General features: G+C 61.6%; 13 protein-coding genes. 6 read left to right on the top strand and 7 right to left on the bottom strand.

The features are described 5' to 3' along the window. Positions 1 to 30: 30 nt before the first annotated feature. A complete protein-coding gene (locus tag G5S37_RS23855; protein ID WP_165207358.1) occupies positions 31 to 876 on the bottom strand; it encodes a transglutaminase-like domain-containing protein in 846 nt (281 codons plus the stop codon). Positions 877 to 1,008: 132 nt separating this feature from the next. On the opposite strand from G5S37_RS23855, the gene G5S37_RS23850 reads away from it, so the two are divergent. Further along, complete coding sequence (locus tag G5S37_RS23850; RefSeq protein WP_165207357.1) at positions 1,009 to 2,031, top strand: chorismate-binding protein; 1,023 nt, start codon at positions 1,009 to 1,011, stop codon at positions 2,029 to 2,031. 6 nt (positions 2,032 to 2,037) lie between these two features. Next, positions 2,038 to 3,651, top strand: a complete 1,614-nt coding sequence (menD, locus tag G5S37_RS23845) for a 2-succinyl-5-enolpyruvyl-6-hydroxy-3-cyclohexene-1-carboxylic-acid synthase (protein WP_165207356.1) — start codon at positions 2,038 to 2,040, stop codon at positions 3,649 to 3,651. Positions 3,652 to 3,674: 23 nt separating this feature from the next. Here menD and G5S37_RS23840 read toward each other — a convergent pair whose 3' ends face one another. The 4 genes from G5S37_RS23840 to G5S37_RS23825 form a co-directional block, all read right to left on the bottom strand. Beyond that, positions 3,675 to 4,622, bottom strand: a complete 948-nt coding sequence (locus tag G5S37_RS23840) for a CNNM domain-containing protein (protein WP_165207355.1) — start codon at positions 4,620 to 4,622, stop codon at positions 3,675 to 3,677. Then, positions 4,619 to 5,959, bottom strand: a complete 1,341-nt coding sequence (locus G5S37_RS23835) for a CNNM domain-containing protein (RefSeq protein WP_165207354.1) — start codon at positions 5,957 to 5,959, stop codon at positions 4,619 to 4,621. Before G5S37_RS23835 ends, G5S37_RS23840 begins: the two co-directional genes overlap by 4 nt. Positions 5,960 to 6,103: 144 nt before the next feature. Continuing rightward, the gene (locus G5S37_RS23830) at positions 6,104 to 7,336 is read right to left on the bottom strand and encodes a DUF1015 family protein (RefSeq protein WP_165207353.1); all 1,233 of its coding nucleotides are present in this window, start codon (positions 7,334 to 7,336) and stop codon (positions 6,104 to 6,106) included. Positions 7,337 to 7,589: 253 nt separating this feature from the next. Then, a complete protein-coding gene (locus G5S37_RS23825; protein WP_165207352.1) occupies positions 7,590 to 8,516 on the bottom strand; it encodes a ThuA domain-containing protein in 927 nt (308 codons plus the stop codon). A gap of 133 nt (positions 8,517 to 8,649) precedes the next feature. Between G5S37_RS23825 and G5S37_RS23820 the strand changes: the two genes are divergently transcribed. Then, positions 8,650 to 8,838, top strand: a complete 189-nt coding sequence (locus G5S37_RS23820; RefSeq protein WP_165207351.1) for a hypothetical protein — start codon at positions 8,650 to 8,652, stop codon at positions 8,836 to 8,838. Between the two features lie 50 nt (positions 8,839 to 8,888). On the opposite strand, the gene G5S37_RS23815 is transcribed toward G5S37_RS23820, so the two are convergent. Next, positions 8,889 to 10,106 (bottom strand): amidohydrolase family protein, encoded by a 1,218-nt coding sequence (locus G5S37_RS23815; RefSeq protein WP_165207350.1) that lies wholly within the window; start codon positions 10,104 to 10,106, stop codon positions 8,889 to 8,891. 172 nt (positions 10,107 to 10,278) lie between these two features. Here G5S37_RS23815 and G5S37_RS23810 point away from each other — a divergent pair, with 172 nt between their 5' ends. Then, a complete protein-coding gene (locus tag G5S37_RS23810) occupies positions 10,279 to 11,763 on the top strand; it encodes an NAD(P)/FAD-dependent oxidoreductase (RefSeq protein ID WP_165207349.1) in 1,485 nt (494 codons plus the stop codon). A 25-nt stretch (positions 11,764 to 11,788) separates the two neighbouring features. On the opposite strand, the gene G5S37_RS23805 is transcribed toward G5S37_RS23810, so the two are convergent. Next, positions 11,789 to 12,307: a hypothetical protein gene (locus tag G5S37_RS23805; RefSeq protein ID WP_165207348.1), complete on the bottom strand. Its 519-nt coding sequence runs from the start codon at positions 12,305 to 12,307 to the stop codon at positions 11,789 to 11,791. A gap of 235 nt (positions 12,308 to 12,542) precedes the next feature. Here G5S37_RS23805 and G5S37_RS23800 point away from each other — a divergent pair, with 235 nt between their 5' ends. Both G5S37_RS23800 and G5S37_RS23795 read left to right on the top strand, forming a co-directional pair. Beyond that, on the top strand, positions 12,543 to 13,046 hold the full coding sequence (locus G5S37_RS23800; protein WP_165207347.1) for an RNA polymerase sigma factor: 504 nt from the start codon (positions 12,543 to 12,545) through the stop codon (positions 13,044 to 13,046). A 27-nt stretch (positions 13,047 to 13,073) separates the two neighbouring features. Continuing rightward, positions 13,074 to 13,553 carry a hypothetical protein gene (locus G5S37_RS23795; protein WP_165207346.1) on the top strand — a complete coding sequence of 160 codons (480 nt, stop codon included), beginning with the start codon at positions 13,074 to 13,076 and terminating at the stop codon, positions 13,551 to 13,553. The last annotated feature ends 16 nt before the right edge of the window (positions 13,554 to 13,569 follow it).

Below are 13,569 nucleotides of genomic sequence, written 5' to 3'. Positions count from 1 at the left end.
GGATGTTCGCGACTCGAAAGGGAAGCCGCATCACGCCTCCATCAACTTCAGCATCAGCCGGCGGATGACGTGGCGCTGGGGGAGGTTGCTTTCGCGTTCGAAGGCCTCGTCCAGGTTGCGTAAGACGCGGGCGATGATGGCTTCCACGGGGGCGGGGTCGCGGACCACGTCTTCCATGGAGGGATTGGCGGCGGGGTGGTGCTTGGCGACGTCCTCGGAGAGCATGAAGCGGCCGCGATTGAAGCAGTCGACCAGCCAGACCTTGCTCTCGTGGTGCACCCGGGCGAGGAAGTGACCGGGGAAGTTGCAGCCCTCGATGCGCATCCCGAGACGGTGGCCTACCAGGATGTAGATACAGCTCAGGGAAATCGGGTTGCCTTGACCATTGGCCAGCACCCAGAGGAGGTTGCTGTTGTGGGCGGCGTAGTAGTCCTTGGTATTGCCGCGCAGGCGGGCGTCATCGCCACGACCGCCGAAAAGGAAATCGGCGAGGCGATGCGGGTCGTAGGTGCCACCTTCGCGCATGGCGCGCTCTGCGACGGCGTCAAGCTGGCGGGGCAGTTCCTCGGCCTTCGTCTGCCAGCCGCTGAGAAACGCGGAGATTTGGCCAAGGGCCTCCTCCAACTGGGCATCGGGAGAGGAGAGCCACTTCCAGGACATCCAGGAGGACTCCAGCTCCTCGCGGCAGACAGGGGCGAGGATTTCGCTGATGAGGCGCTGACGCTCCTCATCCAGGGGCTCGCCCAATGCGAGGAAGTGCTCTGGAAGCTCGTGCCGAATGGCAGCCAGCTTCAGCCGCACCGCTTCGCGGACGACGGGCGTATCATCATCCAGCAGCCGGAGCAGCGACCGGAGTTCCACAGGGGCGGATGGCATGCTATCTATCTAGCAAATTGTGAAGGCTGCGACAATCCGAAAAAAATGCCCATCCTGCTCCCTTTCAGCCACATCAGCCATGCGTTGCACATTGACGCATCCCGCGCCAAGGTGCCGGTCCAAATTTGATACATGATGGACCTCGCGCTTTTCAGGCTCCCCGACGGACGGGCATGGGTGGGAGAGGGGCCGTTTGCGGAAGCAGCGGTCCCTCCGGGTGGTACTGCGTTCTATGTGAATGACTTCACGCTGTCTGATGCAAACCCCTGGAAGGTTCCGGCGCGCTTGACTCCGGTGAAATCAGGAGACGAGCTGTGGGTTGCCCTTTCTCAAAACGATGAACTGAATGCCGCTGCCTCGCCCGTGGTGCGCTGGCAGAAGCCGGCCACGGAGTGGTTCAAGATGGCTTTCCGCCGCATCCGCAAGGATGTGCTCGCGCACAAGCTGCGCAAGCTGGTGCCGGTGCTCACTGAGGAGGGCGAATTGCAATCCGGTGATCCCCGCCTGCTGCTGCGCCGCGTGCTGGAAGCTCCGGCTGGGCTGTGGGGCTATGCGCGTGTGCAGGGGGAGCAGGGTTTCCTTGGAGCCACACCGGAGCTGCTCATGCAGATCGAAGGTGGTACGCTGCACACCATGGCGCTGGCGGGTACGGCCAAGCCGAATCGCGAGGAGAGTTTCGCGGCGGATGTGAAAGAGATCGAGGAGCACGAACTGGTGGCCGGATTTATCGAGGAAGCGCTCAAGGAATTTGGAGAAGTGACACGAGGGGTGCGTGGGGTGAGCCATCCCGCCGGACTCACGCATTTCCGCACGGACATTTCTGTGCAGCTTCGGGACTCGGCGGACATGAATGAACTCGTGGCCAGGCTGCACCCGACTCCCGCAGTGGGTTGCCTGCCGCGTGATGAGTCGGGGCGCGAGAAGCTGGCGGAGTATCGCCGGCTGCTCAAGACACCCGCGTTCTTCGGCGCGCCGTTTGGTCTGAAAGTGGATGATGTTTTCCACTGCGTGGTGAGCATCCGTGGCCTCGCGTGGAATGAGGAAACGATATTTCTGCCCAGTGGGTGTGGCATCGTGGGTGGCAGTGCCTTTGACCACGAGTGGCGTGAGCTGCGGCTCAAGCGCGAATCCGTGGCGAAACTTTTTGGGCTCTGAAAAAATATGGCGGACTCCAACAGTTCTCCCGGGCACACCGCGGTGACGCGGAATGTGGAATTGATTTCTGCATTGCTCAACGAACTGGATGTCATGGGGGTGCGTGAGTTCTGTGTGGCTGCGGGCGCCCGCAATGCCCAGCTCCTGCACCTGCTGCTCGCGCGCCGTTCGGTGGTGTACCATTTCGTAGAGGAGCGCAGTGCGGCATTCTTTGCGCTGGGTCGCGTGATGCATTCGCGCCGACCGGTGGCGGTGGTCACGACATCGGGCACGGCGGTGGCAGAGCTTTTTCCCGCCATCATGGAGGCGCACTACCAGGCGATGCCGCTCATCGCTGTGACGGCGGATCGTCCTTCGCGTTATCGCGGCAGCGGTGCGCCGCAGGCGGTGGAGCAGATGGGCTTCTTTGGAAACTACGTGGTGCGCGACGTGGAGATGGAATACCGCGACGGGGAGTATCACGCCACGGTGGGACGGGCTACTGGAGGCAATGGTCCCCAGCATTTCAACATCTGCCTGGAGGAGGGCTTTGCTTGCTTCGAGGCGGAGCATCGCGAGCCACCACCGAGAAAGCCGACGCCGCATCCTGCGCCCGAATGGGACAAGGTGGGCGCCAGCAAGTTCTGGAGTGCGAAAGGGCCCATGCTGGCGATGGTGGGCGGATTGCATCCCGCGGATGTCCCGGCGGCACGGCAGTTTCTTTTGAAGGTCGGCGTGCCGGTGATCGCCGAGGCAACGTCGAACCTGCTCGGTGATGAGGCGTTGAAGTCCCAGCTTCTGACCGGCGGTGAGGCCGTGATGCGTGCGTTTGAAGCGAAGCGGGTGGTGCGCTTGGGAAGTGTGCCTTCGTGGAGATGGTGGCGTGACCTCGATGAACGCGAGAACATTCCCGTGCTGAACATTTCACGCGCTCCCTTCCGAGGGCTTTCCAGAACACAAGGTGTGGTGACGTGTCCGTGGGAGGTGCTGCGGCATCCGGACTTTCATGTGCCGATGGTCGCTTCGGCGATGCCGGTGATCGCCGACCCGGAACGTCTGGAGCAGGTGTTAAAGGCAAACCCTTTGTCCGAGCCAGCATGGATGGGACATCTCTCCCGCGCCATGGGTGAGGGCAGCATGATCATGTTGGGGAACAGTCTGCCCATTCGTGAGTGGAATCTCGCGTCGGAATCTCCGCCGGCGGGCGCGGCGTTCTTCGCGAACCGCGGCGCCAATGGCATCGATGGTCTGGTGTCCACCTGGCTGGGGCTTTCCGCGCAGTCGCAGGAGTCATGGCTCATTGTGGGAGACCTCAGTGCCGTGTATGACTTGGGGGGGCCGTGGATCCTGCCACAGTTGAAGGCGGGTAAGCGGCGGCTGGTGGTGATCAACAATGGCGGAGGAAAGATCTTCTCGCGCGTGGGCTGGCTCAAGGAAGCGGATGAAGGCACGCGGCGGGTGATGGAGAATCCGCATGGCTTGAGCTTTGAACCGTGGGCCCGCATGTGGGGCATGGACTACCGGCTGATTACAGTGCCGGATCAATTGCGCGATGATGCGGATGAAGGTGCCGCCGTGTGGGAAGTGCGACCGGATATGCTGCAGACGGAAGCGTTCTGGAAGGCGTGGCAGGGGAGCTGAGCTGAGGTGGCGGTGGACCACCACTACTTCGTACTGCTGTGACCGTTCTGCTTGAGCAGGGCTTGTACGAGTCCCTTCTGGGTGACTACGCCCACGGTTTCGCCAGAGCCATTGAGCACGGCAGCGACGGGTTCGCCGCGTTTGCGAAGAGCTTGCAGGCAGCGCAGGGCGGAATCGGTCTCGCGAATCTGCAGCAGGGGACGCATGAACTGACGTACGAGGCGATCGCGTGAAGGCGTTGCGGGCAGGGCCGTCATGTCCAGCCAGCCTTTCAGGGTGCCATCCGTAGTCATCACGGCACGCCAGAGAAGGGGGACTTCCTTGGTGAGAGCCATGACGCTGGTGAGAGGTAGATCCGGAGGCAGGGCGCTGAGTTTCTTGAGATGCGTCATCACATCGCGAGCCTGCATGGGATGAAACTCCGCGAGGCCGTGAAGCAGCTTGCAGGATTGCTCGGGCAGCACGCCGAGGCCCGCGACGGTCTTGGCCAGGGAAGACAGGCCCACGCTGTCCACATGCGAGGGTGAGGTGAGTTGCTTCGGTGTGAGGATGCGCGCGAGCCAGAGTGTCGGCGCGGAGGCGCGGTGGATGAAGCACAGCATGGGCGCGAAGCTGCGCAGCAGGCGGAAGGGGTAACGGCGGAAGAGGACCTTCGGCACCAGTTCGAGTCCAATGAGGAACACGGGCAGGGCGAGAAGAAGTGCGGCTGCCCAGCCCCAGGGTCCCAGCAGGTGTACTAGTCCCACGGCGACCATCGCAAAGGCACCGAGGCCCATGGCGCGATTCAGCACGGTGACGGTGTGGAGGATTTCATTGCGCTTCTCCAGCAAGCCGGCGAGCTGCGCGGCGAGCTTGTCGCCTTCATCCGCCGCATGGCGGGCACGCACGCGGCTCACGGTGAGCAACGCGCTCTCCATTCCGGAAAGGATGAATGCAAGGATGAGGCAGAATGGCAGGAGGATCCAGATCACGGCGACTCGGCCTCCTCCTCTCCACTGGTTTCGAGCACATGAAGCTCGAGTTGTTGGATGCGTGCGCGGGCGGTGCGCTTCACCTTGATGTGCACGCCAGCCACGGTGATGTGCTCACCTGGCTTGGGCGGATAGCCAAAGGCATTGAGCACGAGACCGCCGATGGTATCCACACCTTCCGCATGGAACTCCAGTTCCAGCTCACGCTCCAGTTCATCCAGGCGTGTGGTGCCGGAAACGAGATAACGATCCGGGCCGATGGATTGCAGACCGGCCGAGGACGTGGGTGCAGGGGCGACCTTGGCGAGGATTTGCTCCACCACATTCGCCCGAGTGAGCAGGCCTTCGAACCCGCCATATTCATCCACCACCACCACGGCCGTGGTTTCGTCCTTCAAGTGCTCGCGCATGGCCTCGAGCAGGGAAAGGGACTCGGGCACAAACTCCGGCACCTCTGTCAGCGTGCTCCAATGGGGACGGCCCGTGAGCTTCCACTTCTGAACCGGCACCACGTAGGCGATGGCATCACGCTTCGCATCAAAGACCGCGACGAACTGATGCCGCGTGGTCTCAAGCATGTTCGCGGCTTCCTCATCCTCGGCATCATGCGGCATGAGAGGAAGGTCCACGCGCGGGGTCATGGCATCCTTGGCCGCGAGTTCATGCAGGCCCACCATGGATTTCATCAGGATGGCCTCATCGCTGGTGATGGCGTCCTGCTCCTGACGCATCTCGATGAGCGTGACGATTTCTTCCGCATCGAGATTCTGCCGGACCTTCATCTTCTTCGGGGTGAAGAAGCGGACCGCGCATTCCGTCCAGATGCGAAGCGGGGCGCACAGTGGCACCAGGATCCAGCGGATGGCACGGAACCATGGCAGGGTGCGAATGAGGACCTTTTCCGGAGAGCGGATGGCGAGCGCATTTGGCACCAGCTCTGCCGCGACAAGGCTCGCGCCGAGAAGAATCGGGGCGCTGATCCAGGGATTCCAACCAAGCTGCTGCAGCGGCTCGATGGCGAACCAGAGGCAGATGGTGGCGAGCACGAGGTTTGTCAGGCAGCCGAGCAGCAGCACCTCCGGCAACAGAGCGGTGGGATCGCGCAGGATCTCACGGAGGTACTCCTTCTCGGTCGGCATGGACTTGGGCAGGGATGCCACACCTCTCTCCCGCAATGCGAAGAGGGACATCTCCAGCGCGGAGAGGCAGGCAGCCACGCCGAGCAGCGCGAGATACGCCACCAGCATGGGAATCACCACCGGCCAGTTGATCGTGGGCTGCACGTCGGAGTCGTACAGCACGATAATGGCAAAGCCGATGGCAGCGACGCGTAACATCACCGGGGAGCGCGGGCGCCTGCCGCACGGGGCGTGCCATCCTGCGCCGTGATCGCCACGAGGCGGTGCACGGAGGGCAGGAGGGGCAGATCGGCGGAGCTCATCTCAATTTACTTATTCATGCAGGCGCGGGCGAGCGCCGCATCAATCCAGCGTGTGGATGAAGAGACCGGAGCGGAGCTTCGGCTCGAACCACGTGCTCTTCGGAGGCATGATTTCACCTGCGTCCGCGATGGCCATGAGCTGGTCCACTGTGGTGGGATACATGCTGAAGGCGACCTTGTGCGAGCCGCTGTCCACCAGCTTCTCCAGTTCTGCCGTGCCGCGGATGCCGCCGATGAAGTCGATCTTCTCGCTGGTGCGGGGATCATCAATGCCCAGCACCGGAGCGAGGAGACGGCTCTGCAGGATGCTCACGTCGAGTGTTTCCACGGGAGAGGCTTTCTCAAGGGGCTTCCAGTCGAGGGTATGCCACACGCCGCCGTAGTACATGCAGGCCTGGCCAGGATGGTCAGGGACTTTCTTCCCATTCGGATCCATGGAGAAGATCGCGCCCACCACGTGGAGGAACCCTTCCAGGGTGTGGCCGTTGAGATCCTTCACCGCGCGGTTGTAGGGGAGGATCTTCAGCTCGCTGGCGGGGAAGAGGACGCTGAGGAACCAGTTGTAGTCCTCCTGGCCCGTGTGATTGGGATTCTGTTCACGGCGCTCCTTGCCCACGCGGGCGGCGCTGGCGCTGCGGTGGTGGCCATCGGCCACGTAGGAGAGGGGCACCTTCTTGTCGAAAAGCTTGGTGAGTTCCTCGCAGGTCTCCACCGGCAGGCGCCATACCATGTGACGGATACCATCGGGAGCGGTGATATCGTAGATGGGCTTGTCTTCCTTCTCGTGTTCCTTCGTCAGCGCGGAGATCTGCGCCTGGTCACGGTAGGTCAGGAAGATGGGGCCGGTGTTCGCGCTGAGGGTATCCACCAGCTTGGTGCGGTCGTCCTCCTTCACCTTGCGGGTCTTCTCGTGCTTGCGGATGATGTCCTTCTCGTAGTCCTCGATGTGGCAGACCGCGACGAGACCGGTCTGGGCGTGGTCACCCATGACCTGGCGGTAGAGATACATGCAGGGGCCTGCTTCGCGGACGAGCACGCCATCACTCTGGAGCTTCTTGAAATTCTCTAGGGCCTTCTGGTAGACCTGCGGGTCGTAGTCGCCCACGCTGTCCGGGAGGTCGATTTCGGCGCGGTCCACGTGGAGCAGGTTCACCGGGTTGCCGGCGGCCAGGGCCTTGGATTCGGCGCGGTTTACCACGTCATAGGGCACGGCGGCGACATCGGCGGCTTTTTCAGGGGTGGGGACGAGACCTTGGAACGAGCGGAGCTGCATGAGGAAAGGGAAAGGCGTGAAAAATGGGAATATGGAAACCTTCGATTCTGGCGAGGAATGCAGGGGCCGCAAGCCCGGGAGGGTAAGCAGAAAGTGCAACATCCCTGCCGGTTCTTTTACGCTCGCAAGCTGCCGGTTTAGTCCGGATTGTGCGAGTTATCTGCTCATTAACAACGGATTGTGATTATTTAGATTGCGAAAAGGCGGCTCGCAAAACGAGCCGCCCACCAGCCTTCCTGAAGAAACATCCTGCCTACTTCACCGGCTTTGGCGCTGGGGGCTGCTGCTTGGGGTAGCCCTCCAAGGTGACCACGGAGGCCTTCTCCGCCGTGGGGAAGTCGGCCGGGACCTTGGCGGTCTGCTCGACCTTGCCGGTGATGGCCCACTCGGTGCCGCGCTGCAGGATGGTGTAGAAGCCGCGGTTCAGCATGGAGTAGTCCGCGTGGCCGAGAGGGGTGTGGAAGACGCGGCCCTTGCCATAGGTCAGAACCATGAGCATGGGCTCGGCGTCGGCGGTCTGCTCGGAGACGGCGGTAGCGAGCACCTCGAGATTCTCGGCGGGACCGCGCAGGCGATTGTAGAGCTCGTCCTGGGTCTGCATCCATTGAGTAGGCAGGCCCTTGGTGATGGGGTGCTCGGTGTTCACGTGGGTGACGACGAAGGGATGCTGCGGACCATGCGAGCCGCCGGCGCCCGAGGAGGTATCGCGCATGAGTTTGCCGTCCTTGATGAAGAGACGCGGGCCGGACTTTTCATTGCGACCGCCCCAGCCGCCGACGCCAATCATCTTGTTGTACTCGGGCCACTCGGGGAAGGAGTTGTTCGCGGCGTGCACACAGACGAAGCCACCGCCTCCGGAGACATATGCCTCGAAGTCCTTGCGCACCGGTTCGGGCCACAGCTCGCCGTTGTAGTTGCTCACCACGGCGGCGTAGTCGGAAAACTTCGGTTTCCACGAGTCCCACGTCTCCTTGGGGGAACCTTTGGGTGGGGAGGTGCTCACATCCACCGTGAAGACGCCGCTGGTTTCGAGGGCGTTCTTCAGTACCGGGGTGGTGATGTCCCACTTGTGATTGTTCTGTCCATCCACGATGAGGACCTTGTGCTTCTCCGCGGCGAAGGCGGTGGAAGCAATCGACAAACAAAAACCGAGGAGAAGAAAGCGGCGTGTCAGTGTCATGGGGGGAGTGGTAGCGGATTGGGGAGGGTGGTGGCAAGGAGGAATTCGCAGCCTGCGGAGGCGATTAAAAGTAGGAGCTTTTATCTCGATAAATTCTTGGTGACCAAGAAAGCTTATTTTACTATGTCGCGCTATGACCGCTCTCCCTGAATCCGAGTCCGGCAATTTCGACCATCAGACGTTGGATGTGCGAGAATTGCTTGCGCTGCAGTCAGTGGAGAATGTAGCGACGCTAGAAAGCATTCAGCGTGGTATTGATGACATGAGTGAAGAACGGATTGTGAGTGCCGCAGCGGTGCATGAAAAACTTCGAATGCAGTGAGTCTGGGGAGGTGCAGGGGACCGAGAGAGCTGAAGAACCCCGTGAGGAACTCAAGCCCGCCTCTTCGTCGAAAACTCCTCCCCACCAATAAACACGCGCTTCACGCCGAGTTTCCGATCCAGCACGAGCACGTCAGCGAGCTTCCCTTTCTCCAAGCTGCCGACTTTCTTGGCGATGCCGGCACGCTCGGCGGGGGTGAGAGAGGCCATGCGGACCACGTCGTGGATGGGTGCCTTGGTATCGCGTGCCATGATGCGCACCATGTGATCCATGCCCATGATGGAGCTCGCCAGGGGGCCACCGGGCATGCGGCCGACAAGGCCGTCGCTGATGAACATCGTGCCATCCTCCGGGCCGATGCGGTACTCGCCGGGTGGCATGTCGAGGGCGCGATTGGAATCGGTGACGAGGCAGAGGCGATCCGCGCCTTTCATGACATACGCGAAACGCAGAAGGGCGGGGGCGAGGTGATGGCCGTCGGCGATGACTTCCGTGCTCATTTCGCGATGCATGAGGACGAACTCCTCCATGCTCGCCTGCATGGGTGTGCCGAAGCGGGCGCGCAGGGAGGCCACGGAACTCATGGCGCACCAGAAGTGATCCACATGACGCATGCCAGCGCGGTAGGCGCGCTCCATTTCCGTCCAGCTTGAGTTCGAGTGGCCACAGGTGACGAGGCAGCCGCTCTTTTTCGCGGCTTTGTAGAAGGCTTCGGCACCGGGCAGCTCGGCGGCGCAGGTGGCGATCTTGATGATGCCGCGCTGGAAGTATTCGGTGTATTCGGAAACCACGGGATCGCGTCGGCCCTTGGGAGAGTGAGCACCCACTTTATCCTCGGCGAAATAAGGGCCGTAAAAGTGGATGCCGGGAAGGCGTGCGCCATCCGCAATAGTCCAGTCACGACGCACGGCGATGCAGGCATTCAGCATGGCATCGAGCTGGGCGGGCGAGCCGGTCGTGGTGGTGGGGAAGATGGAAGTGGTGCCGTGGCGTGTGTGCGCGCGATTGGCAATGCGAATGGCTTCCTCAGTGCCGTCCATGTAGTCTGCGCCATCACCCCCATGCACATGCATTTCCACGAAGCCGGGAGATATGTAGCCGCCGCGGGCATCGATGACATTCGCACCTCGGGGAACCTTTGTCTTGCGCGTGGGGCCTACGGCGGTGATGCGGCCCTTTTCACAAACCACCACCGCGTCTGGCACCAGGCGATCAGGCAGGACTGCGGTTCCATTTTGGAAAATAAGAGCAGGAGTATTGGCTTTCATGACCATGGAGCGGTGGTGGAAAAGTTCTCCGAAAGGATGGGTGTGCCATCGCGGTTGAAGGACAAAGGCCGATCATGGCGACATTCTTTCACGGTAACGTGAGAACGCCTCATGCCGCGGTCTTCCTGCCAGCCAGCAAGCAAGAAGGGTTCACGGAACACTCAACACTCCCATGCGCCGCCGTCACTTCCACCGCATCACGGCCGGTCTGACCGGCGCCACGCTGCTCGGCAATCTTCATGCACAGCAGGAGCAACCTCCGTCACCGTCATCTGCACCCAAGGGGCGCAAGAAGGTCATCGTGGCCGGCGGTGGAATCGCAGGACTATGCTGCGCTTATGAGTTGATGGAGCGTGGTCATGAGGTGATGGTCCTTGAGGCATCGAGGCGCACCGGCGGGCATGTGAAAACGATCCGCGATCCGCTGCCTGACGGACTCTATGCGGATGTGGGCGCAGAACACTTCACGAAGCCTGGCTATACCCAGTACTGGAAGTACGTGGAGAAGTTCAAACTTGATTGCCTGCCCTGGAACCGGCGGCAGAACATGTACCGCAAGATCGATGGATCCTGGTACACCGAGGCGCAGCTTCAGGATCCTGCAGTGCTGCGTGCCTTCGGCTTTGCCCCACGCGAGGTGGACTACATCATCGAGCACGGTTGGACGGAGCTCAGCACGTTGTTCCTTGAACCGTACCTCGCGAAGTTCAAAGATGAATACCAGCCCTTCGGTGTCGGTCTTGATGACCTGGACCATTCACTCATCGGTGAACTTTATGCGAAGGCGGGTGCATCCCCGGCTGCGATGCGATTTGCCGGCGGTGGGCGGATTGCCACTCCTGAGAAGCCACCTCTCAGCAGCGAGACCTCCGCATTGTTTCGCCTCTGGCAGTCCGCGATTGTGAAGCTGCGTGGTCTGCCCAGCTTCAAGCGGGAGGTGTTCCATCTCAAGGGTGGCAACCAGGTGCTGCCGGATACCTTTGCCGCGAAGCTGGGGGATCGCATCCGGCGGAATTGTCCCATCACCGCGATCGAGCACACGGACAGTTCCGTCACGGTGCATTTCACGGATTCAGACAAGTCTCAGCAGCTTCAGGCGGACGCGCTGGTCATCTGCATTCCGCCCATTCTGCTTGCGGGAATCAAGGTCACGCCGGGGTGGCCGGAGGCGAAGGCGTATGCCTTGCAGCACACGATCATGGGCATGCAGTCGCGGGTGTTGCTCCAGACGAAGACGGCATTCTGGAAGGGAGATGTGCCCAGCATCAATCTCGAAACCGGCGACTCGCGCATGTCATTGGTCTATGAAACGGCGGACGATGTACCGGGCGAGACCTGCGTGTTGATGGGGAGTGGCATGCCTTCGCAGACGCCGGAAGACACCCTCGCGGCCTTCCGCAAATTTTATCCAGGCAAGAACAAGGACACGATCGAGCGATGCATTGTCCATGAATGGTGGAAGGAGGAGCCCACGTGCTTTGGGTGTGAGCGGCACGCCTTTCCTCTGGGGCAGTTGGCGAAGATGTGGCCGCATTTGATCCAGCCGGTGGGGCCGATTCATTTTGCCGGAGCGGCCTATGACAATCTGCCCTGGGGCATGGATGCGGCCACCCGTTCTGCGAATCGCGTGGCGGAACAGATCCACGCTGCGGCGTAGCGTGGCGTGGAAGTGGAAGAGGAGGCTACTCGTCCCTGTAAATCACCAGACTCACCATCCGGGCTCCTTCCACAAAGGTGGCCTCGTGCACGAGATCGCCCATCCAGAAGTTGCCGGTGACTTCATCCTCATCCTTGTCCGTCAATTCGAACTCACCAAGGAGGTGGGTCAGCATCTCCGGGTCCATGTTTGCCGTGAGGACCTCTCCTGCTGGCAGGATGGTGAGCTCTGCGTTCGCGCTCGTTTCACCTACTGGACTGTAGTCATGCTCGGAAATGCAAAGGGTGATGAACTCCAAGGTGCCATCATGGAGTTCCAGCATCAATCCCAGGTGCGGATAGGCAAAGAAAATCGCCTTGTCGCTGATGTGCCGGACGTCCGGGCACGGACCCAAGGGCTCCAGCGCTGACACCGGCGCACCAAGAGGGATGCCATTGAGTGAGCCCGTAGAGGTGTCCCAGACCAGCTTCACCGGGGTGGGGGGAACGGCAAACTCGGCAGTAGGGTCAGGTTTCTTGCCGAAGAGTTTGGTGAGAAAGCTCATGGTGGGTCGGTTGTGTTGCTTGGGAGGTTCTGGTGCGGCGCCTCATATGGAAGCCACCGTGTCTTGCAGGATGAATGTCAGGACGTCCGGGAGTGTGACGCACGGGATAGGTAGGGGATGGTCTTTGGAAAAAGACAGAACCGGATGAACCTTTTCCCTTGGCGGCCGCACGAAGGGGTGAGCGTAATGGTATGGGCATGCCCCGTCGCCTGACCTCTCACCCCTGCTGCCGACTGTGGACACGACCGACCAACCTCCCTTGCTGGAACGCCTCTTCGCCGAGAGTGCGGGAGACCTGGCGCGCTACTTTACGCGTCGCCATGGGGTGAGTGCCGTGGTGCAGGATCTCGTGCAGGAAACGTTTCTCCAGATGGCCCGCGGCCTGAAGGAAGGACGGCAGCTCAAGTGTGCACGTGGCTATCTCTTTGGCATCGCACGGCACCTGAGCCAGGCGGCGTGGGAGCGGAAGTCGCGCGAAGTAGTGGTCCCCTTCGACACCGTGGCAGCGATGGCGGATGCCCGCGCGCCCGTGGCGGTGAAAGATGACCGGGTGGATGCCGCGCGGGACACCATCGCCGCCCTCGCACCGCTGCAGCGGGAGGTGCTGGAGCTTCGTTTTTCCCAAGGCCTCTCCTATGCGGAGATCGCGGAGGCCCTGGGCATCCCGGTGGGGACCGTCCGCTCCCGCCTGCATAACGCCGTGGCCGCCGTACGCGAGCGGCTGGAAACAGATTCTTGAACCTTCCTCTTCCCTTCTACTCAGCTTATGAATGCACAATCCCTCCATGCCTTGATCATCGACCGGCACTTCGGAGAACTCAGTCCGGAGGCGACGGAACTGCTGGCCGCCCACCTTGCCCAAAATCCAGAGGCGCAGGCTGAGGCGGATCGCATCCTCGGAGCACTGGCCATTACGGAACAGACGGTGCTGGAGCATCCGGATCTGGTGCAGATGGGTTACGGCGAAAAGAAGCCAGCGTCGGCTGTGGGTGCGCCGGCGGTGAGGAAAGGGTGGTTCACCCCCGCTGTGCTGGCGAAGGCCGCAGCCATTGTGGTGCTGCTGGGTGCGAGTGGAGCGACGGGATTCTTCGCGGGGAGGACACAGCCACTATCTCCCGCGACACCCACGGTTGCCTCGGTGAATGTGGTGGCGCAGACGCCGCGCTCAGACAGCCCCTGGGCCAGCTATCGGCTCGCGCATGATCCGAACAGCGGAGCGCTGCGTGCGGTGAGGGTGAAGAACTAACGTTTCATTGATTTGT

The sequence above is a fragment of the Roseimicrobium sp. ORNL1 genome (assembly GCF_011044495.1).
Classification (GTDB): Bacteria; Verrucomicrobiota; Verrucomicrobiia; order Verrucomicrobiales; family Verrucomicrobiaceae; genus Roseimicrobium.
The sequence above is the reverse complement of the archived record's forward strand: the minus strand, read 5'-3'. Positions and strand labels throughout refer to the sequence as shown.